Below are 20,456 nucleotides of genomic sequence, written 5' to 3' on the forward strand. Positions count from 1 at the left end.
GGGGGCGGTTCAGTGCGCGCAGCAACGGTGCCGGCGGATGTCGCAGCGGTGCTGCGTCACCACCGTGATCCGCCCGCGCTTGACCACCCACAGGCGCGGCGGAATGTCGATCAGCGCGTCCGCCACCTTGAAGGCATCGAGGATCACGATATCGGCCTGCCGGCCCACTTCCAGGCCATAGCTGTCCTGCAGCCCGATCGCGCGCGCGGCGTTGTGCGTGCCCATGCCGAGCACCGCGAGCTGGTGCTCCGGCACGCCGAACTGCGCCACGTGCGCGAGCATGTTGCCGATCTGCAGCATGTCGGCCTTGCCGAACGGCGTGAAGGCATTGCGGATGTTGTTGGACGAATAAGCCACGTTGACCCCGCCGTGATGCAGGGCCTTCACCGGCGTCAGCCCGCGGCGCTGGTTCTGCGCGTCCTTGCGCCCGCCCAGGTACAGGTCGGTCGCCGGCAGGGTCACGATGCTGATGCCGGCCTCGCGCAATTGCGCCACCAGCGGCTCCAGCTGCGCCGTGTCGAGCGCGCCCAGGCTGGTCACGTGGCCCAGCGAGACGCGGCCCTGGTAACCACATTCGATGGTCTTCCGCGCGATGTAGTCCACCGCGGCAAACCGCTGGTCGGCGGTGTCGTCGGCAAAGTCGGCATGCATGTCGACCGGCGCGTCATAGCGTTGCGCCAGCTCGAACACCATGTCGATATGGCGCACGGTGTCGGCCCAGCTCAGCTCGTTGTACGGGCAGCCGCCGACCACGTCCGCGCCCATATCCATGGCCTCGATCATCAGCTCGCGCGTGCCCTGCGACTTCAGGATGCCCTCCTGCGGGAAGGCCACGATCTGCAGGTCGAGCAGGTCCTGGTACTCCGTCTTGAGTTCCAGCAGCGTCTCCACGCCAATCAGCCCCTGGATCAGGTCGACGTCGGGATGGGCGCGGATCGCGACGGTGCCATGCCTGACCGCCATGTCCAGCACCTGGCGCGAGCGGTCCAGCACGTCGTGCCGCTGCTGCTTGCTTTTCAGGATGCCGGTGACGCGGATGGCCTCGTCGAGCGTGCCCAGCCGGGCGGGCAGCCGGCGATGCAGCAGCGCCTTGTCCAGGTGCAGATGCGGTTCCACCAGGCCCGGGATGGCGGCGCGACCGCCGGCTTCGATCACTTCGTGCGCCGGCGCGTCGATGCCGGGCTCGATGGCGGCAATGCGCCCGTCGCGGATGGCGATATCGGTCAGGGGCGCGTCGTCGCGGACGCACGCATCCCGGATCAGCAGGTCCAGCTGCATGGCGTGTCTCCTCAGGTCTTGTCGTTCTGGCGGAGCTGCTGCCCCGTGACCTGAAGCGTAGGTGCCGGCGCGCGCCGGCTGCATCAGGATCGGCTGAATTCGACCTAAGGATCGGCCTAGCTGCGCCGCACCATGCTATGGGATATGGCTCGCCTCGCCGACCTCCTCCGCATCCGCCAGCAGCCCGTGCCGGATGGCGTAGTGCACCAGCCCGGCAGTCGACGTAAGCTCCAGCTTGGCCAGGATGTTGGCCTTGTGCGTACTGACCGTCTTGCCGCTGAGCGACAGCGTCAGCGCGATCTCATTGATGCCCTGCCCTTCGGCCAGCATCTGGAACACCTGCAGTTCGCGCGCCGTCAGCCGCGCATGCGGCAAGGCTGCCAGCGGCTGGCGCGCCTGCCCGATCAGCTTGTCGGCGATCGCGCCCGACACCGCGGTGCCGCCGCGCGCCACCTTCCGGATGGCGCCGATCAGCTGGTCCGATTCGACATTCTTGGTGAGATACCCGGCCGCGCCGGCGCGGATCGCCTGTACCGCGTACTGCGACTCACGGTACATGCTCAGCACCAGCACGGGCAGCGCGGGATAACTGGCCTGCAGTTGCTGGATCAGCACGATGCCGCTGCGGCCCGGCATCGACATATCGAGCAGCAGCACGTCCGGCAGGCCGGCGCGCAGCAGCGCGAGCAGTTCGTTGCCGTCGGCGGCCTCGGCCACCACCTGCATGTCCGGCACGGTAGACAGGATCTTCTTCAGCCCGTCGCGGATAATGGTGTGGTCGTCGGCCAGCAGGATGCGGATCATCTGGTGTCTCCTCCCGCAAACCCGGCAACACCGGCATCGCGCGGAATCAGCGCCTCGATCCGCGTGCCGTGGCCCTTCTCGCTGGTCACCACCAGCTTGCCGCCCAGCATCAGCGCACGCTCGCGCATGCCGAGCAAACCCAGGCTGCGCCGGCGGCCGGTCACGGACGTATCGATGCCGCAGCCGTTATCGGCGACCACCAGCCGCAGGATGCCGCCCGCCTCGCTCAGTTCGACGCGCACGCGATCGGCCTGGCCATGGCGGCAGGCATTGGTCAGCGCCTCCTGGGCGATCCGGAAGATTGCAGTGCTGACTTCGGCGCCGAGGTCCGCCACCGGCTGGAGCGTTTTCTCGCCGGTAATGCCACCGCGCTCCGACACCGACTCGACCAGCCAGTCGATCGCCGAGGCCAGCCCCAGCTCGTCCAGAACGGGCGGGCGCAGGTCCGCTGCAATGCGTTGCACGGCTTCCACGGTCGAGTCCGCGATCTCCTTGAGCATCTGCAGGTGCTTGCGGTACGCATCGTCGGCGGCCGGGCCCTGCTGTGCCTCGATGAAGCTCAGTCCCAGGCGCAAGGCCGTCAGCGACTGCCCCAGCTCATCGTGCAGCTCGCGCGAGATCCGGGTGCGTTCGGCCTCGCGCACGGATTGCAGGTGCGCTGACAGCTCGCGCAGCTGCGCGCGCGAGGCCAGCAGCTCCTGCTCCGAGCGCTTGCGGTCGGTGATATCGCGCGAGATCCCCACCGTGCCGATCACGTCGCCGCGCGGGTTGCGGATCGGCATCTTGATGGTGTCGAACCAGCGCACGCTGCCGTCCTTGCCATGCCGGCTTTCCTCGTAGCGGCGGCGCACGCCGCTGTCGACCACCGCCTTGTCGGTATCGAGGTAGACCTGGCCCCATTCCGCCGACCAGACCTGGTCGGGCGTGCTGCCCAGGATCTCGGCCTCGGTGCGTCCGCATGCGGCCATGAAGGCGTCATTGACCAGTACGTAGCGCGAGCTCGCGTCTTTTAGCCACGCCTGGTCCGGGATGTTGTTCAGTATGGCGCGCTGCAGTTCGACATCCATGCCTTCCCCTTTGCAGGGCTGCCCGCCGCCCTGCCGTTCCGGTCTTTCGGATTGATTCGGGACGCGCATGCATTCATGCCGATTGCGCATGGGTTGCACACCAGGCGCGCGAGGTGCGGTGCCTCCTTGTCCCGCCGCACACTATAGCCAGCGGCGGGCGGCGGCGCCCTTGTCGTTTTCCTGAATGGGCGAGATCGCCGGATGCGGACGGGGCGTCGCGTGGCACCCGCCCTATGCCAGCACCGCGCGCGCAATCACCGTGCGCTGGATCTCCGACGAGCCTTCGTAGATGCGCAGGATGCGCGCATCGCGCACCAGCCGCTCCAGCGGCATTTCGCGCGTGAAGCCGTAGCCGCCGTGGATCTGCAGTGCGGTATCGGTGACGAAGGCGACCATCTCCGAGGCATAGAGCTTGGCCATCGATGCGTGTTCGGTGAAAGGCTCGCCGTCGCGGCGCCGCACCGCGGCCTGCAACGTCAGCAGCCAGGCCGCTTCCAGCCGCGTGCGCATGTCCGCGAACATCCACTGCAGGCCCTGCTTGCGCGCCAGCGGTTCGCCACCGACCTGGCGCTGCCTGGCCCAGTCGACCGCGCACGCCAGCGCCGCTTCGGCTATGCCGAGGCTGGTGGCGGCCACGTCGAGACGGCTGTTGTCGAGCACCTTCATCGCGGTGCGGAAGCCGCTGCCTTCCGCTCCCAGCCGGTTTGCGGCGGGGACGAAGCAGTCCAGCGCCACCTCGTGCGCCGGCGCGCCGCGGATGCCCATCAGTTTCTCGGCGGGCGCGACGTCCACGCCGGCGCTGTGCCGATCCACCACGAAGGCGCTGATGCCGCGCGTGCCGGCCGCGGGATCGGTCTTGGCATAGACGACGATAAAGTCGGCGGCGTCGGCGTTGGAGATGAAATGCTTGACGCCGCGCAGGCGGTAGCCGCCGCCTTCGGGCATGGCGCGCGTGGCCATGTCGGCCGGGTTGGAGCCGGCGCGCGGTTCGGTCAGCGCGAACGCGCCCAGCTTGCGGCCGGCGGCGGCATCAGGCAGGTAGCGTTCGCGCAGGCTGTCGTCGCCACCGATGAGGATGGAGTCGGTGGCCAGGTAGTGCGCGCCGATCATCGACGAGGTTGAAGCGCAAGCCTTCGCGACTTCGGCCAGCGACAGGATCAGCGCGACCGGCGAAGTCTCGGTGCCACCCCAGCGTTCCGGCAGGTTCATGCCCATCAGGCCGAGTTCGGCAAGCTGCGGCACGTAGCGCGTGGTGGAGGTTTCGGCGCGGTCCACTTCGGCGGCGTTCGGGGCCAGCTCGCTCTGCGCGAAGCGGCCGATCGCGTCGGCGATCTCCAGGTCTTCCGCTTCGACGCCCATTCGCTTATGCATGTTGCTTCTCCTTATCGAAATCGTGCGCGGCCAGGATGGCCTCGGTGTGCTGGCCCAGTGCCGGCGCGGGCGTCACGCGGTTGGCGCCGTACGCGGAAAACTTGACCGGCTGCGACGGCAGGCGCACCGTGCCGCCGCCCGTGTCGGGCACCTCGGTCAGCAGGCGGCGATGCGCCGCGTGCTCGCTTTCCAGCGCTTCCTTGACGTTGCAGATCGGCGCGACCGGGATGCCGGCGGCGCCGAGCACTGCGTTCACCTCCGCCACCGTGCGCGTGGCCGACCAGCCTTCCAGCATGGCGCGCAGGTCAGACTCGAAGCGGCACCGCGTCTCGTCATCGGCAAAGCGCGGGTCGCGCGCCATCGCGGGCTGGCCGATGGCGTCGGCAAGCGCCTGGAACAGCTTGTTATTCAGCACCGCCACCACGTAGAAGCCATCCGCGGCGCGATACGCGCCAAACGGCGCCGACGACGGATGGCGGTTGCCGACGCGCCGCGGCGCCAGCCCTGTGGCCGCGTAGCGGGCGACCAGCGTGGCGCTGAGGCTGAGCGTGGCGTCGAACATCGACACATCGACATGCGTGCCGCGACCCGTCCTCTCGCGCGCCAGCAGCGCAGCCAGCACGCCCCACGAGGCGAACAGGCCGCTGACCGCATCGGACACGGCTTCGCCGAGCATGGTCGGGGCGCCGTCGGGCGCGCCGGTGGCGTCCATCAGCCCGCACATCGCCTGCAGGATGATGTCGTAGGCCGGGCGGTGCGATTCCGGGCCGGTCTGGCCGAAGCCCGACACGCTGGCGTACACCAGCGACGGGTTCAGCTCGCGCAGCGCGGCGTAGCCGATGCCGAGCTTGTCCGCCACGCCGGGGCGGAAGTTTTCCACCACCACGTCGGCACCGCGGCACAGCGCGCGGGCGACCGCCAGACCGTCCTCCGTCTTCAGGTCGATCACGATGCTCTGCTTGTTGCGGTTCATCGCGGAGAACAGGCCGCTCTTGCCGTCGGCGAAGGGGCCGACCGCGCGATAGTCGTCGCCGCCGGGCGGCTCTACCTTGATGACCTCGGCGCCGAGGTCGCCAAGCAGCGCGGTGCAATAGGGGCCGGCGAGCACGCGCGAGAAATCGATCACGCGCAGGCCGGCTAGCGGGAGATCGGGCAAATCAGGCAGGTTGGATTGCGTCATGGTCTTGCTCCTCCAGGGCTTGTGCGCCGATTCTGCGCAGCGCAGGCTATCAAGTAAAATATTGATTTCGAGTAGCACGTATAGCCTTTCTTAATGCCATCGCTGCCCACTTCGCTGCCCTCCTCCTCGCGCGTCTCGCTGCGCCTGTTGCGATACTTCGCCGCCACGGCGGAAACCGGCAGCACCACGGCCGCGGCACGGCTGCTGAACGTCTCGCAGCCTTCCATCTCGGTCGCCATCCGAGAGTTGGAAACCTTGTTCGACGACGCACTGTTCGCCCGCGATGCGGGCACAAAGCTGGCCCTGACCCGCTTTGGGGCACGCAAGCTGGCGGAAGCACGCCAGATTCTGGGAGCGGCAACGGCATTCGAGACTGACAAGCGCGGCGACGGCGACGCCGGCGAGGTGCGGATCGGCGTGTTCCGCACGTTGGCGCCGGCCTACCTGCCGGCGGTGCTGCGCGTGGCGCGCGAGCGCTATCCCCGGCTCGCCGTGCGCTTTGTGGAAGGCGACCTGGCCCAGCTCGAAGACTGGCTGCACGGCGGCCAGATCGAACTGGCGCTGACCTACGACGTGGGGCTGCCTGCCGAGATCGGCCGCGAAGTGCTGGCGGAACTGCGGCCCTACGGGCTGGTGCCGGCCGGCTCGAAGCTGGCCCGCGGCAAGGCCGCGATCTCGCTGCACGCATTGGCGCGCGAGCCGCTGATCCTGATCGACCTGCCGCACAGCCGCGAATTCCTGATGGCGCCGTTCTGGCAATTCGGCCTGCAGCCGGAAGTACGCTACCGCGCCACGTCGCTGGAACTGGCGCGCAGCATGGTGGCGAACGGGCTGGGTTCAGCGCTGCTGATCACGCAGGCGCCAGCGTCCGGCCAGTCGGCCAGTGTCGTGGAGAAGCCGATCCTGGAGGAAACGGTGCGCCAGCCGCTGGTGATCGCGCAGGCCGGTACCGCCCAGACGCGCGCCGCGGCGCTGCTGGCGGAATGTGTACGCGAAGCCGTCAGGGAAACAATGGCGGCGCGGGCGGCCCCCAGGAAAGCCGGTACTGCGCCAGCGCGAAAACTAAGGTAGAAAGCAAGCCAGGGGCGCCGCGTTACCTGCCTTGCCTGCGCCCCCTCCCGAGCAAAACGCCACGACCAGCATGTCCAAGCCCCAGATCCTGACGTATGTCGACGCCGGCGCCTCCGACTGGACCGCCTGCCTGATGCGCACCATCGGCCACCAGCTGCAGGCCGGCGCCTACGAGATCCGCGCGGTCATGGCCGACGATATCCGCCACGACCCCACGCTGTTCGACGACGCGGTGATGTTCGTGATGCCAGGCGGCGCCGACCTGCCCTACTGCGCGGCGCTCAATGGCGCACCCAACGCGCGCATCCGCAGCTTTGTCGAACGGGGCGGCGTCTACCTTGGCATCTGCGCCGGCGCCTATTACGCGTGCCGCGAACTTGCCTTTCACGCCGGCACCCCGGGCGCGATCTGCGGCGCGCGCGAGTTGCGCTTTGTCGACGCAGTGGCGGTCGGCTCGTTGCCGGACCTCACCGGCGGACGCCTGTACGACGGCACGCCGCGCACCGCCGCCGCCGTGGAGATCCGCACCACTGGCCACCTGACGCCGGTGCCGGTCTCGCTCTACACGCATTACCACGGCGGCTGCCTGTTCGATTTCGGGGGCGAGCCCGCCCCCCCCAACCCCGATACGCAGGTTTTGGCGGTCTACACGGGCATGGCCGGCACCCCGCCCGCCATCGTGGCCGCGCGTGTCGGCTACGGGCGCGCCATCCTGACGGGGGTCCATCTGGAGATTTCCGAGCGCGAGTGCAAGGATGCGCTGCGCAGCCACGCCGACATGGATGCCCACGTCCACGTGTGCCACCGGCTGGCCGAGACCGGTGATACCCAGCTGGCCGTGTTCCGCCAGTTGCTGGCGCATGGCGGCCTTGCGCTGGGTTAGTGTCATGACACCAGCACGCGGCGCCCGTATCAGCGTGCCGTGCTGCGCACCGCGCGCGGCTGGTCGAGCAGTTCGATCATCAGCCACGCGTACAGCGTGACGCCGATAAACAGCCCCATGCGCACGATAAAGGCGGTATAGACGTCCTTGCCCGCCGCGCTGTCCTGCACCGACTGCCCCAGCAGGATGACGAGCGTCACCAGCGTGTTGAGCCAGAAGCCGGGCGCCTGGCGCGTGGGGCTGAGCCCGTAGAGCTTGCGCGCCACCAGCAGCGCGAACAGCAGCATCCACAGGAAATACATCCACAGGTGCACGAACAGGCTGAGCGCGCCCCAGAACACGATCGCCAGCAGGCCGCCGAGCAGCGTCGAGCCCAGCAGCTCGCGGCCCGCGTTGCGCGCGGAGGTGGTGCAGCTCTGCCGGCCCAGGCTGACCGCCTTCATGATGATCGGCATGTAGGCGGTGGGATCGGTCATCGTGAGCAGGAAGGCGGGCATGACCACCAGCGCCGCGCGCAGCGCGACCCACGCCGCCAGGTCGTCCGGCAGCGCGCTGGCCGGGGGCACCGGCGGCACACCCGCGGGCTCGGGAAAAAGCCAGTGCCCGAGCGCCAGCGCCAGCACCGCCAGCAGCAGGCCCTTGACCAGCGCGGCGATGACCGTCACGGCCAGCCCGAAGTCGAAGGTGCCGGCGGACGAGATCATGGTCAGGCCGATCACCAGGAAGGTCGACACCAGGTTGTTGCCGCCGCGCAGCCCGTAGCGGAATGCCAGGAACAGGCACAGGGCGGTCAGCAGCACGCCGCTCGCCGGATAGTGGCGCAACAAGGGAATCAGCAGCAGGCCGCTGCCGGTGGTCAGCATCGTCACCAGCGCCAGGCCTGCACCGGCCTTGAACGCCAGCGGACGGTCCATGCTGGCGAGCAGGAATACGGCAAGGACGGGCGCGAGCATCGGGATCGGCAGGCCCAGCCCGAAGCTGGCCGCCAGGCACAACGCGGTGCCGCTGGCCAGTCGCAGCGCGCGCCGTGCGCGTGGCGAAGGTGGCAGCGAAGGTGGCAGCGAGGGTGGCGGCGAAGGTGACGGCAAAGGCGGCGCGGGCCTGTCAGTAGACATACGACAGCCAGCTCATCAGGTACAGGAAGGCACGGCCGAGCGGGTTGAGCGGATTGCCCTGCGTCGGAAACGCCATGACTTCGGCCTGCCCGCCCACGCGCACGCCGCGCAGCGACGACAACTGCCCCGGATCGAACCCCACCGTCACCGGGAAACGCTGGGCCGGGCGCAGCCAGTCGCGGCTGTTCTGCACAGTCGGCAAGCTGCCGGGCGCCGTTGGGGGGCCGCCGACACTGACGCCGTAGCCGACGCTGCGCACGCGCCCGGTGAAGATCCGCCCCGGCAGCGAATCCAGCACGATCGCTACCGGCGTGCCGGGCACCACGTGGCCAAGGTTGTTCTCGGTCATCTCCGCGTTGATCCACACGTCGTGGATGGTGATCAGCGTCATGACCGGATTGCCCGCGGCGGCAAACTGGCCGGTCTCGGTGCGCAGGTCGGTGACCAGCCCGGCCGAGCGCGCGCGTACGCTGGTATTGGCAAGGTCGAGTTCCGCCTTTTCCAGCGCGGCGGCGGCGCTGCGCAGCTTGGCGTTGTCTTCCGCGCTGCCGCCCTCCTGCTCGCGCGCGCGCTGGACTTCGGCGCGGGCCGCGGCCACCTGGGCGGTGGCCGCTTCCAGGCTGGCACGCGCGATCTCCAGCCGGCGCAGCGATATGGTGCCCGGATCCTCGCTGTACAGGCGCTCCAGGCGTTCGCTGTCCTGGCGCGCCTTGACCTCGTTGGCGCGTGCCGCGCGCAGCGCCGCCTGCGCCGATTCGATGCCGGCGGTGCTGGCGCCGATCTGCCGGCGCGTCGACTCCAGGTCGGCGCGCGCGCGGTCGGCGGCGATCCGGTAGTGCTGTGGGTCGACCTCGAACAGCACCGCGCCGGCCGCAACGTCCTGGTTGTTGCGCACATGGACGCGGGTCACGCGCCCCGCCACCTCCGACGCCACCGGCACCACGAAGGCCTGCACGCGCGCCTGCTGGGTATAGGGCGTGAGCCGGTCGGCCAGCAGGTACCACACCAGGCTGACAGCGATCAGCACGAGCACCCAGCGGATGCCTTTCTTTGCCGGATCGGCGGCCGGTGCCGCCGCGGGCGGCGGGGGCGGGGGCGGGGGCGGTGGTGACTGCGCTGGCGACGGCGGGACTGCCGCGGGCTGTGGCGTGTCGCTCATCGGGCCTCCGCGTTGGATACCTGCCGTGGTGTCGCAGGGGCGCCGGCCCCGGCAGGCGCGGACGGCCGCCCGGCTTCGTCGAACAAATCGCCCCAGTTGGTGCGCTGCTGCATCTGCTGGCGCGTCGCCGGGTCGACCAGAGGCAGTTCGCTGTGCCACCCGCCGCCCAGCGCCTTGTACAGCGCGATCAGGTTGCTCACGGCGCTGCTGCGGTTGAGCACGTAGGCGTCCTGCTGGGCCGCCAGCGCGCGCTGCGCGTCCAGCACGCGCTGGAAGTCGGAATAGCCCTCGCGGTAGAGCGAATTGGCCAGCGACAGCGAGCGGTTGGCGGCGACGGTGCCTTCGCGCAGGATCTGTTCGCGCTCGAGCGACTTGAGCAGGCCGCTGGCGGCATCGTCGGCTTCGCGCGCGGCCTGCCGCACCGCGTCCTGGTAGGCCACGATCAGCTGCTGCAGGCGTGCGTCCTGCACCCGCACGTTGTTGCGGATGCGGCCATAGTCGAACACGTTCCAGCGCAGGCTTGGCCCGCCGACCAGCGCCAGTGTGTTGGGCGTGCCGGCCAGCGTGCCGGCGGACCAGACGATGCTGCCCAGCAGCGACAGCGACGGGTAGAGATCGGCCTCGGCCACGCCGATCAGCGCGGACTGCGCCGCGATCTGCAGCTCGGCGGCGCGCACATCCGGACGGCGCACCAGCAGGCTGGCCGGCACGTCCTGCACCACGGCGCGGTCGATCAGCGGGAGGGCCCCTTCCCGCTCCGCGAGCTCGGGCAACTCCGGCAGCGCGCCGGGCGGATGGCCCGCCAGCACCGCGAGCGCATTGCGCGTGCGCAGGATCTGCCCCTCGAACTCCGGGATGCTGCTGAGCGTGCCCAGGTACTGCGTCTTGGCTTGCTGCAGGTCAAGCTCGTCGGTCTCGCCGCTGCGGAACAGGCGCTCGGTGATTTCATAGCTGCGCTGCTGCAGCCGGGCATTGTCGCGGGCGATGCGCAGCCGCGCCTCGGCGGTGCGCAGCGCGAAGTAGGTTTCAGCCATCTGGGCGCGCAGCAGCACCAGCACATCCTCGTGGTTGGCGCGCGCGGCAAAATACGCGGCATCGGCGGATTCAATGGCGCGGCTGAAGCGCCCCCAGAAGTCCAGTTCCCAGCCGATGTCGAAGCCCGCGCTGAACTGCCAGAAGCGGCTGTTCTGCGGGTTGCGCCCGCCGGCCTGGCGGCTGGCGGTGTACAGCGCGTCGGTGCTCACCTGCTGCAGTTGCGGGTAGCGGCCGCTCTGGGCGATGCCGAGCTGCGCGCGCGCTTCCATCACGCGCAGGCCGGCGATGCGCAGGCCGGCATTGTTGGCATCGGCCTCGGCGATCAGGCGCTCCAGCGTGGGATCGCCGAATACCTGCCACCACTGCCGCAAGTCCGGCGCCGGGCGCTGTTCAGTCGCGCGCTGCAGCGCAGGGCTGTCCCATGAAGGCGTCCACGCCTCGCGCTGCGGCTGGAAGTCCGGCCCCACCCGCGCGCACGCGCCCAGGCACAGCGCGCCGGCCAGCAGCATTCCGTTGAGCCGGTTGCGGGCGGGCATGGGGCGAGCCGCCTGGCACTATTCCGCAGTCTGCTCGATGGATTCGGGAACCGGCGGGGTTGGCTGCGGCTGCGGCTGGTCTTCGACCCACTGCCAGAACAACCGGTAGGCCACGGCCAGCATCACGGGGCCGATAAACAGCCCGATGACGCCGCCTGTGACCATCCCGCCCAGCGCGCCGATCAGCACCACCGGCATCGGCACGTCCACGCCACGGCCCAGCATCAGCGGCTTGAGCACGTTGTCGGCCAGTCCCGCGACAAAGGTGTAGATGGCAAATATCACGGTCGCCAGGCTGGCACCCTCGGTGGCGAAGACAAAGGCGATCACCGGGATCGTGATCAGCGTCGCCGGCAACTGCATGATGCCGAGCAGCAGCACCGCCAGCGCCAGCAGGCCGGCGCCGGGAATGCCCTTGATGACGAAGCCGACGCCGATCAGCAGCATCTGGATAAAGGCGATGCCCACCACGCCCTGCGCCACCGCGCGAATGGTGGCGGTGCACAGGTCGGCCAGCCGGGGGCCGCGCTCCGGGCCAAACACGCGCGAGGCGATCTGCCTGGCGCTGCGCGTCCCTTCCTCGCCATAGGCCATGATGATGCCGGCGATGATCAGCGCGAACAGCAAGATCAGCAGGGCCACGCCGACGCCAGCGAGCTTGCCCAGCAGCGCCAGGCTGAAACCCTTGAGTTGCGGCATCAGCTTTTCCATCACCGCGGTCATGTCAGTGGCCGCCTGCAGCCAGAAGTCGTAGAGGCGCTGCCCGACAAACGGCCACGCGGCGACCGACTCCGCCGGCATCGGGATATGCACGCGGTCGTCCCTGACCATGGCGATGGCGTTCTCCACGGACTCGACCAGGGCCTCGCCCAGCAGGTAGGTCGGCACCAGGATGATGGCGAGGACCAGCACCACGATCAGCGTGGCGACACGCCCGTCATGGCCGCCCAGGCGTTTGCGCAGCCTGACCTGCAGCGGGTATATGGTGACCGCCAGGATCACCGACCACAGCAGCAGGTCCACGAACGGGTGGAATATCTGGAAGCAGAAGATCGCCAGGACGGCGATCAGCCCCGCGCGGATCAGGACGTCAAGCAACCCGCGGGACAGCGCCTTCTCGGAAATGGGCGTGGGCAACATCGATTGTCTCCCCGCGGTGCAAGCCGCAAAGGTTCACATCGGTACGCCAGCCTTGTGCTCAGCGCCGGCCGCAATCCAGTCTAGGCGAGCCAGGGCGGCTCGGGCAACCTTTCCGTCACCCGGGCCGCATGCGTGCCACGGCGCCGGCCCGCCTCAACTACGCTTGTCCGGGCTTGCGCAGCATCTTCTCGACCTCGCCCGCATGCAGTTCCTCCAGCTGGATCGACTGGCGCGCATATTCTTCCAGCGCCACCGAGCGGCCCTCGACCAGGCCCAGCAGCTGGCGGTACAGGTCCAGCGCCTGCCGCTCGGTCGCCAGCGATTCGCGCAGGATGGTGCCGATGTCGGTCGTGTGGCTGTCCAGCAGCGCGGCGATGCCGAGCGAGGGGTACGCGCCCAGGGTAGTGATCCACTCCCCGGCCTGCTGCGCATGCAGCAGCGATTCATTGGCTTGTTCGCGCAGCCACGACACCACCGGAATGCGCCCGAAACCGAACACCAGGAATGAGTAGTGCGTATAGCGCACAACCCCGGCGAGTTCGGCTTCCAGTATCTGGTTCAGCACCCCGACCACCTTGTCTTTCTCGATTTCCGCCATGGCATCTTCCTCACGGGTTGCAGGGACAGGAACAGCTGATTAGCAGGCTGATTCATTCTAGTCGGCGCCACGCCACACCTGAGGCTTCGCGCACCGGCCGGCAAGCGCGTGCGGGGCAGCAATCCGGCAGCGGAATTCCTATCATGCAGACGTGGCGCGCGCCTGAAGTAGCCCGGCGCGGCCCTGCCCGGAACACTGACAACATCGCCGGTGATGCAAAAGAATCCAGGTTCGCCAGCTGATCAATGCGACGGCGGCGACGGCGCCGTGATGTTCGCGGACATCTGCGACAGCACGCGGCTCTACGACAAGGCCGGCGACGCAGTGGCACTCGCCGCCATCCGCCATTGCCTGGCGCTGATGAAGGCGCGCGCCGCGCTGGCGCAGGGGCGCGTGGTCAAGACCATCGGCGACGAAATCATGGTGCTGTTCCCCGCCGCCGACCATGCGATGCAAGCCGCACTCGACATGCAGGAAGGCGTGGCCGGGCTGGCGCCCATCGCCGGCATTGCCTTGTCGATCCACATCGGTTTCCACCACGGCCCGATCCTGTCGGACGAAGGCGGCGACGTGTTCGGCGACACGGTCAACCTGGCCGCGCGGCTGGTCAAGCTGGCCTCGCGCGGGCAGATCATCACCAGCAAGCATGCGGTGGAGCAGTTGTCGGCACCGCTGCGGCAGATGACGCGCGCGTTGTATCCGATCCAGGTGCGGGGCAAGCACCAGCTGGTGGAACTGTACGAGGCGATCTGGCAGCAGAACACCGAACTGACGTTGGTCGCCCCGGTGGACCTCGCCGCGCGCCGCTCGCTGTTCCTGTCGCTGCGCTACCGCGACACCCTGTTCGAGATGGACGCCTCCTCGGCGCCGCTGACCATCGGCCGGGACTCCACCATGAGCATCGTCATCCTGGACCGGCAGGTGTCGCGCTTCCAGGCGACTGTCGAGCCCCGCGGCGGCCGCTTCGTACTGATCGACCGCAGCTCCAACGGCACCCATGTCCGCATCGACGGCGAAGACAGCCTGATGCTGCGCCGTGACGAGATCACGCTGCGGGGGCATGGCTGGATCACGTTCTCGCCGCCCGGCGATGCCGGCCAGGAGGCGATTGAGTTCTTTGTCGAGGAAGACTGAGGCGGGTCCCGCACGGTTCGGTGGTGCGGAGATTCTCCGCCTGCGGACCCTTCCAAAAAAAAGACCAGGCAAGGTGGGCCGCATGCGCGCATTGATCTTCTGCTCCGTGCAGTTCCTGCTGGCGGTCACGTGGACCCTCTACGTGGCGTTCCTGCCGCAGCTGGCCGCGCAGGCAGGCATCCCCCGCGCGCACGTCGCGTGGATCCTGGTGATGGACCAGGTGATCTTCGTCGCCATGGACCTGGCGCTGGGCATCGCCGCCGACCGTGTCGCCAACGGCATGCGCCGGCTCGGCGGCTGGATCCTGGCGCTGTCGGTCGTTTCCGCGGTGGCGTTCGTGCTGCTGCCTTCGGCTTCCTCACCTGTGCTGCTGCTTGCCCTGACGGCGTTATGGGCGGCCACCTCTTCGGCCTTGCGCGCGCCGCCCATGGTGATCATCGCGCGGCGCCTGCAGGGTTCAGCTTCGTCGTTCCTGGTCTTGGCATCACTGCTCGGCATCGGACTGGCCGGCGCGGTGGCACCGGTGCTGACGGCGCGGCTGCGCGAGGCTTCGCCGTTGATCCCCTTTGCCGCGGCCAGCGCGGCGCTGGTGCTGGCCGTAGTCGCGCTGCGCTGGGTGGAATTGCCGCCGGCAACCCAGGCTGGCAGGACGGAGCCGGCTGCCAGCGCCGGCCCGCGGCGCCTGTGGCTGCTGTTCGTGGCGGTCTGGCTGCTCGCGCTGGGCTTCCAGGTCCACACTGCGATCAATTCGGCGCCGGCCTACCTGCGCTTCGTCTCGAGCCCTGACCTGACACGACTGATGCCGGCGTTCTGGATCGGCTTCGCCCTGTGCGTGCTGCTGCCCGAGACGCCATGGCTGCGGCGCTTTCCTGCCCACGTGCTGCTGCTCGCCGCATCGGTGCTGGGCGCGCTGGCATTGTCCGGTTTCATTGCCGCCGCTTCGCTGCAGGCGGTGCTGGCCGCGCAATGCCTGGCCGGCGGCATGTGGGGCATCATGTTCGGCGCGGCGGCCAATGCCGCGCTCGATGCCGGGCATGTGGGCCGCGAAGGCAAGCTCACCGGATTGGTGTTTGCCGTGCTTGCCATCGCCGCTTTCCTGCGCATCGCAATGGTGGCGTCCGGCGCCGCCAAGGGCGCGATACTGGCCAGCCTGATGGCGTGGGTGCCGGCGCTCGCATGGAGCGCGGGCGCGCTGCTGCTGGCATTCTTCGTCGCGGCAAACCTGCCCTATCTCGCCGCCCGCACTCACACTTTGCGCCAGCAGGCACGCTCCGGCCAGCGGTAGCGGTTCACGAGTGCCACGGCAGCTCGATCGGCGTGCCGTCAGGAAAGAACACCGGCACCGGCGACACCGACAGGATGCCGATCAGCGCCAGCGGCGCTTCCCCCACGTTGATGATCTGGTGCACGGCGTTGCGCGGCACCACCAGCGTCGTATCCGGGCCGAAGGCCTGTACCCGTCCTTGCAGGTGCAGCTCGCCCCGGCCGGACTGGATGATCACCACTTCCTCGCAGTCATGGCGGTGCGGCGGCGTGGCCGCGCCGGGCGCGATGCTCTGCTGCCAGACCGACAGGTGGGCGAGCCCCTGCGCCGATCCCGCCAGCGTCACGTGATCGATGCCGGGCAAGGCGCTGCGGGGAAGTTCTGCATTGCGGATCACGCTCATGGCTGTCTCCTTGGTTGCGGTCGCTTGTAGTATGGCCGCCCCAGCCAGGGTGTGAACGGCATCAATAGTCCTAATATTGACGACACAGAGTCGGTAATCGGGAGATGCCATGGCCAGTCTCGAGCTTATCGTGTCGTTTTCGGCGGCGGCCCGCCATGCCAGCTTCGCCAGCGCGGCGCGCGAACTCGGGCTGACGCCGTCCGCGGTCGCCAAGAACGTGGCGCGGCTGGAGGCGCAGTTGGGCGTGCGGCTGTTCCAGCGCACCACGCGGCAGGTCACGCTGTCGCCGGACGGCGAAGCCTTGCACGCCCGCTGCCAGCGCATCCTGGAAGAGCTGGAATCGCTCGACGCCGCCGCCGCGGACGCGCGCACCGGGCCGCGCGGCACGCTGCGCATCGACATGCCGCTGGTCTATGGCCGGCTGGTGGTGCTGCCGGTGCTGGCCCGGCTCCGGACAAGCCATCCGGAGCTGAAGATCGACGCGCGCTTTTCCGATGGTGTCGTCGACATCATTCGCGACGGACTCGACGCCGCCGTGCGCATCGGCCCGCTGGCCGACTCGCGCCTGGTCGGGCGGCAGTTCGACAAGCAGCAGATCTGGACCTGTGCCAGTCCTGCCTACCTGGCCCGCCACGGCGCGCCGCAAACCCCTGCCGACGTCCTGCGGCATACCTGCCTGCTGTTCCGCCTGCCCTCCAGCGGCCGCGACCGGCCCTGGCAATTCCGCAGCGGCAGGCGCGACCTCTCCTTGATGCCCGATGGCGAGGTGCGGCTGGGCGATGGCGAGGCGCTGGTGCAGGCCGCCGTGGCGGGGCTCGGGCTGGTGCAGGTGCCGAGTTACATGGCCGGGCAGGAAGTGGCCCGGGGCGGACTGGTGGAGGTGCTGCAGAAGTACCGGCCGGCGGCGCTGCCGGTCTCGCTGGTCTATCCCAGCCACCGGCATATCCCGCTGCGGGTCAGGGCACTGGCGGATGCGCTGTCCGTGCAGCGCTACAACTGAGCCCGGCCGCGCTTGAGCTGGAACGCCACGGTCACCCGGTCGGCCGGGTAAATGGTGTCGGTGATTTCCAGGATCTTGCCCTGCGCGTCCTTGTAATGGCGGATCAGCCGCAGGCCTGCCGAGCCCGGTTCGGTGCCCAGTTCCCGCGCCATCCCCTCGTCGATCAGCACGCCGCGGATGACCTGCCGGATCTCGGCAATCGCCAGCCCGCATTCGCGCTCGATCAGCGCGCTGACCAGCACCTGGGGGTTGTCGCGGATGGCCGGTTCGAGGTGCGCCAGCGCGGCATCGATGTAGATCTCCGCATGCGCCACCGGCGTATTGCCCTTGCGCGCATCCACGCGCGTGCCGCTGAAACGCAGCCATTCGCTGCCCATCGGCGCTTCCAGCAGGCGCGCGTCGGCGCGGTCGAGCGTGACGCGGCGCGCCGAGCCAATGCTGCGGATCTCCGTGGCCGCCACGCGCACGAGGTCTTCGGCGGTGCCGAACGACTGCGTGTAGGCGGCATCGGGGTTGGCGCTGGCGACGATGGTCCCCACCGCCTTCTTCCGAGAGATATAGCCCCAGTCCTGCAGCAGCGTCAGCGCGGCGCGCACCGTGTGGCGGCTGACGCCGTGCTGCCCGGCCAGCTCCGGCTCGGTGGGCAGCAGGCTGCCGACCACGCGGCGGCCCTCCTGGATATCGCGCACCAGCGTGCTGGCCAGTTCGGCATAGCGGGGCGCCGCGGCGGGCTTGTCCTTCAGTTCGTTGCGCATGGGGTAGCAATGGCGGCTTGGAGCAGAGGCGAATTGTAAGCGCACGCGCGGCATCGCCGGCGATGACGGCAGCGTCCTTCAGGTTCAGGCACACCCCGGGGCATGACTCAATCATATGTCCGCACATAGTGTACAGGAAAAAGCGGATTGTCCACCGTCGCGGCGTACTCCCCATATCTGGCAGCATGTGCTCGATTTAACCCCAACCATATTTGGGTGGGTGCCGACGACCAACTTGCCTGGCCCCCTCCCCATCGATTTACGATGTACGGACATATTAGATAGACGCACGGATCGCCGCAAAGGAGTGAAGCAGTGCAAAACTGACCGAAGAGCGCCGCATGATCCAGGAGGCCGGGCGCCAGTTCGCGATGGAGCGCGTGATGCCCATCGCCAACAAGCTGGATCCCGAAAAAGGCCAGATCCCGCGCGAACTGATCGACGAGATAGCCGGGCTTGGCTACTTCGGCATTCTGATTCCCGAGGAATTCGGCGGCCTGGGGCTGGGCGCCTATGAGCGACACCGCATTCTGATGCCCGCCGCGCCAGCGGCCAGCGCATTCCATAAAGGAGACCAGCATGACCATCGATCCCACCGGCGACGCAAGCATCCTCGCCGCGCCAGCCGGCCCGCTCGCGGCGGGGCCTGGCATTGCGCTCGGCGACGTGCCGCGCGTATTCCACCCGCCGCAAACCACTGTGTTCGAGAACCTGGCGCTGTCCGCGCGCCGCTTCCCCGCCAAAGTGGCGATCCAGTTCTATCACGCCGCCACCCCCTACGCCGCGCTGCTGGCGCAGGCCGAGCGCATGGCCGGCTACCTGCAGCACGCCTGCGGTGTCCATCCCGGCGACCGCGTGGTGCTGTTCAGCCAGAACTGCCCGCAGTTCATCGTCGCCTACTTCGCCATCCTGCGCGCGGGCGCGGTGGTGGTGCCGGCCAATGCCATGCTGCTGGCCGACGAGCTGCGCCATATCGTGACCGACAGCGGCGCGGTCGCGGCCTTCGCCGCCAGCGAGCTGGCCGGCCAGATCGCGCCGCTGCTGGGCCAGACGCCGCTGCGTCACCTGATCGTGCATCACTATGGCGATGCGCTGCCCGAGCAGGACGATGGCATGCTGGCCATTCCCGACTGGGTCCGCGCACGCGGCGACGGCGCGGCGCTGCCCGACGGGACCGTGCACTGGCACCACGCCATGGCATGCGCGCTCGCGCCGCATGTCTATGGCGGCACCATCGACGACCTGTGCATGCTGCCCTATACCTCCGGCACCACCGGCGCACCCAAGGCCTGCATGCATACGCACCGCACGGTGATGGTATCGGTGGCGGGCTCGCAGCTGTGGCGGCGTTCGCACACCGAATCGACCTTCCTGGCGGTGGCGCCGATGTTCCATCTGCTCGGGCTGCAGAACGGCATCAACGCACCTGTGTACCTGGGCGGCACCATCGTGCTGTTGCCGCGCTGGGACCGGCGCACCGCCGCGCAGCTGATCGCGCGCCACCGCGTCACATTCTGGGCCGCGCCGCCGCCGATGCTGGTGGAGTTCTTCGCGCAGCCCGGCCTCGAGTCGTTCGAACTGGGCAGCCTCGCGTGCGTGGTCGGCGGCGGCGCGGCCGTGCCGGAAAGCACGGCACGGCTGATGAAGGAGCGCTATGGGCTGCAGTTCGTCGAGGGCTATGGCCTGACCGAGACCGCGTCGTTCATCATCGCCAACCCGATGGCAGCGCCGCGCACCGGCCATCTGGGCGTGCCGACCTACGGCGTCGACGCGCGCGTGGTCGACCCCGAAACGCTGGCCGAAGTGCCGCAGGGCGAGGTCGGCGAGATCGTCGTGCACGGCGCGCAGGTGATGCTGGGATACTGGAACAAGCCTTGCGCCAATGACGAAAGCTTCATCGCCATCGACGGAAAGCGCTTCTTCCGCACCGGCGACCTGGCCAGTGTCGACGCCGACGGCTACTTCCGGATGCGCGACCGGCTCAAGCGCATGGTCAACGCCTCGGGCTACAAGGTGTGGCCGGCCGAGGTCGAAGCGATCCTGCACACCCATCCCGCCATCCTGGAAGCCTGCGTCATCGCCGCGCGCGACCCGCACCGCGGCGAGACCGTCAAGGCGGTGATCGTGTTGCACGACGGCGCGCAGCAGGTATCCGAGTCAGCGCTGATCGACTGGTGCCGCAGCAACATGGCCACCTACAAGGCACCACGCCTCGTGCAGTTTGTTGAACGCCTGCCGCGCTCCGCCACCGGCAAGATCGCCTGGCGCGAACTGCAGGAGCAGGAGATGGCCGAGAAATAAGGCGCCACGCCGATCCCTTTCCCCCACAAGGTGAACAAGATGCACAAACAATCCCTGACCGCGATCGCCACAATCTCCACAATCTCCACGATCACCCTTGGCGCCTGGAGCGCCGCATGCAGCGCGCAAGGCCTGGGTGGGCCTGTTCGTGCGCGCCGGCACGCCGGCGCCGGTGCAGGCAAAGCTGGAAGCCGAGGCGCTGGCCTCGATCCAGTCGCCCGCCATGCGCGCCCGGCTCGATGCCCTGTCGCTGGAGCCGGTGGGCAGCAGCGGGGCTGAATTCAGCCGCGAGTTCGATACGCAAGAGCCGGTGGTGGCCCGGATGATCAAGGCGACCGGCGTGACGCCGGAGTGAAGCGAAT

The 20,456-nt window shown here is 68.8% G+C and carries 19 protein-coding genes and 1 pseudogene; 8 read left to right on the forward strand and 12 right to left on the reverse strand.

The genetic code is table 11. The features are described 5' to 3' along the window. Positions 1–9 precede the first annotated feature (9 nt). The 5 genes from ACIP1U_RS13845 to ACIP1U_RS13865 all read right to left on the reverse strand — a co-directional run bounded on the left by ACIP1U_RS13845 (position 10) and on the right by ACIP1U_RS13865 (position 5,700). Positions 10–1,278 carry an amidohydrolase family protein gene (locus ACIP1U_RS13845; RefSeq protein ID WP_400315684.1) on the reverse strand — a complete coding sequence of 423 codons (1,269 nt, stop codon included), beginning with the start codon at positions 1,276–1,278 and terminating at the stop codon, positions 10–12. 135 nt (positions 1,279–1,413) lie between these two features. Beyond that, positions 1,414–2,082, reverse strand: a complete 669-nt coding sequence (locus tag ACIP1U_RS13850) for a response regulator (RefSeq protein WP_400315686.1) — start codon at positions 2,080–2,082, stop codon at positions 1,414–1,416. Further along, a complete protein-coding gene (locus tag ACIP1U_RS13855; RefSeq protein WP_400315689.1) occupies positions 2,079–3,149 on the reverse strand; it encodes a PAS domain-containing protein in 1,071 nt (356 codons plus the stop codon). The genes ACIP1U_RS13850 and ACIP1U_RS13855 overlap by 4 nt, the downstream gene beginning before the upstream one ends. Before the next feature lie 231 nt (positions 3,150–3,380). Beyond that, the gene (locus tag ACIP1U_RS13860) at positions 3,381–4,520 is read right to left on the reverse strand and encodes an acyl-CoA dehydrogenase family protein (RefSeq protein ID WP_400315692.1); all 1,140 of its coding nucleotides are present in this window, start codon (positions 4,518–4,520) and stop codon (positions 3,381–3,383) included. Beyond that, positions 4,513–5,700 carry a CaiB/BaiF CoA transferase family protein gene (locus ACIP1U_RS13865; protein WP_400315693.1) on the reverse strand — a complete coding sequence of 396 codons (1,188 nt, stop codon included), beginning with the start codon at positions 5,698–5,700 and terminating at the stop codon, positions 4,513–4,515. The genes ACIP1U_RS13860 and ACIP1U_RS13865 overlap by 8 nt, the downstream gene beginning before the upstream one ends. A gap of 93 nt (positions 5,701–5,793) precedes the next feature. Here ACIP1U_RS13865 and ACIP1U_RS13870 point away from each other — a divergent pair, with 93 nt between their 5' ends. Further along, complete coding sequence (locus ACIP1U_RS13870) at positions 5,794–6,771, forward strand: LysR family transcriptional regulator (protein WP_400315696.1); 978 nt, start codon at positions 5,794–5,796, stop codon at positions 6,769–6,771. Between the two features lie 70 nt (positions 6,772–6,841). Then, positions 6,842–7,654 carry a BPL-N domain-containing protein gene (locus ACIP1U_RS13875; protein WP_400315699.1) on the forward strand — a complete coding sequence of 271 codons (813 nt, stop codon included), beginning with the start codon at positions 6,842–6,844 and terminating at the stop codon, positions 7,652–7,654. A 29-nt stretch (positions 7,655–7,683) separates the two neighbouring features. On the opposite strand, the gene ACIP1U_RS13880 is transcribed toward ACIP1U_RS13875, so the two are convergent. The 5 genes from ACIP1U_RS13880 to ACIP1U_RS13900 form a co-directional block, all read right to left on the reverse strand. Then, positions 7,684–8,769 carry a DUF2955 domain-containing protein gene (locus tag ACIP1U_RS13880; RefSeq protein ID WP_400315702.1) on the reverse strand — a complete coding sequence of 362 codons (1,086 nt, stop codon included), beginning with the start codon at positions 8,767–8,769 and terminating at the stop codon, positions 7,684–7,686. Continuing rightward, positions 8,759–9,928 (reverse strand): HlyD family secretion protein, encoded by a 1,170-nt coding sequence (locus ACIP1U_RS13885; RefSeq protein ID WP_400315704.1) that lies wholly within the window; start codon positions 9,926–9,928, stop codon positions 8,759–8,761. The genes ACIP1U_RS13880 and ACIP1U_RS13885 overlap by 11 nt, the downstream gene beginning before the upstream one ends. Then, entirely contained in the window at positions 9,925–11,499 is a 1,575-nt protein-coding gene (locus ACIP1U_RS13890; protein ID WP_400315706.1) for an efflux transporter outer membrane subunit, read from the reverse strand. The genes ACIP1U_RS13885 and ACIP1U_RS13890 overlap by 4 nt, the downstream gene beginning before the upstream one ends. Positions 11,500–11,517: 18 nt before the next feature. After that, complete coding sequence (locus ACIP1U_RS13895) at positions 11,518–12,639, reverse strand: AI-2E family transporter (protein WP_400315709.1); 1,122 nt, start codon at positions 12,637–12,639, stop codon at positions 11,518–11,520. A 157-nt stretch (positions 12,640–12,796) separates the two neighbouring features. Continuing rightward, positions 12,797–13,237, reverse strand: a complete 441-nt coding sequence (locus tag ACIP1U_RS13900; RefSeq protein WP_400315712.1) for a bacterioferritin — start codon at positions 13,235–13,237, stop codon at positions 12,797–12,799. Positions 13,238–13,450: 213 nt separating this feature from the next. Here ACIP1U_RS13900 and ACIP1U_RS13905 point away from each other — a divergent pair, with 213 nt between their 5' ends. Further along, the gene (locus tag ACIP1U_RS13905) at positions 13,451–14,371 is read left to right on the forward strand and encodes an adenylate/guanylate cyclase domain-containing protein (RefSeq protein ID WP_400315715.1); all 921 of its coding nucleotides are present in this window, start codon (positions 13,451–13,453) and stop codon (positions 14,369–14,371) included. 82 nt (positions 14,372–14,453) lie between these two features. Continuing rightward, on the forward strand, positions 14,454–15,656 hold the full coding sequence (locus tag ACIP1U_RS13910) for an MFS transporter (RefSeq protein WP_400315717.1): 1,203 nt from the start codon (positions 14,454–14,456) through the stop codon (positions 15,654–15,656). Between the two features lie 4 nt (positions 15,657–15,660). Here ACIP1U_RS13910 and ACIP1U_RS13915 read toward each other — a convergent pair whose 3' ends face one another. Continuing rightward, positions 15,661–16,038: a cupin domain-containing protein gene (locus ACIP1U_RS13915; protein ID WP_400315720.1), complete on the reverse strand. Its 378-nt coding sequence runs from the start codon at positions 16,036–16,038 to the stop codon at positions 15,661–15,663. Positions 16,039–16,147: 109 nt separating this feature from the next. Between ACIP1U_RS13915 and ACIP1U_RS13920 the strand changes: the two genes are divergently transcribed. Next, positions 16,148–17,038 carry a LysR family transcriptional regulator gene (locus ACIP1U_RS13920; RefSeq protein ID WP_400315723.1) on the forward strand — a complete coding sequence of 297 codons (891 nt, stop codon included), beginning with the start codon at positions 16,148–16,150 and terminating at the stop codon, positions 17,036–17,038. Here the strand turns inward: ACIP1U_RS13920 and ACIP1U_RS13925 are convergent. Continuing rightward, positions 17,029–17,793 carry a GntR family transcriptional regulator gene (locus tag ACIP1U_RS13925; protein WP_400315726.1) on the reverse strand — a complete coding sequence of 255 codons (765 nt, stop codon included), beginning with the start codon at positions 17,791–17,793 and terminating at the stop codon, positions 17,029–17,031. The two genes, ACIP1U_RS13920 and ACIP1U_RS13925, sit on opposite strands and share 10 nt — an antisense overlap. Before the next feature lie 341 nt (positions 17,794–18,134). On the opposite strand from ACIP1U_RS13925, the pseudogene ACIP1U_RS13930 reads away from it, so the two are divergent. The 3 genes and pseudogenes from ACIP1U_RS13930 to ACIP1U_RS13940 all read left to right on the forward strand — a co-directional run. Continuing rightward, a pseudogene (locus ACIP1U_RS13930) lies at positions 18,135–18,311 on the forward strand (acyl-CoA dehydrogenase family protein); the annotation flags it as partial. 61 nt (positions 18,312–18,372) lie between these two features. Next, complete coding sequence (locus tag ACIP1U_RS13935) at positions 18,373–20,094, forward strand: long-chain fatty acid--CoA ligase (protein WP_400315728.1); 1,722 nt, start codon at positions 18,373–18,375, stop codon at positions 20,092–20,094. A 97-nt stretch (positions 20,095–20,191) separates the two neighbouring features. Then, on the forward strand, positions 20,192–20,449 hold the full coding sequence (locus ACIP1U_RS13940; RefSeq protein WP_400315730.1) for a hypothetical protein: 258 nt from the start codon (positions 20,192–20,194) through the stop codon (positions 20,447–20,449). Positions 20,450–20,456: the final 7 nt, after the last annotated feature.

It is taken from the genome of Cupriavidus sp. NPDC089707 (assembly GCF_044748965.1).
In the GTDB taxonomy this organism is placed as follows: domain Bacteria; phylum Pseudomonadota; class Gammaproteobacteria; order Burkholderiales; family Burkholderiaceae; genus Cupriavidus.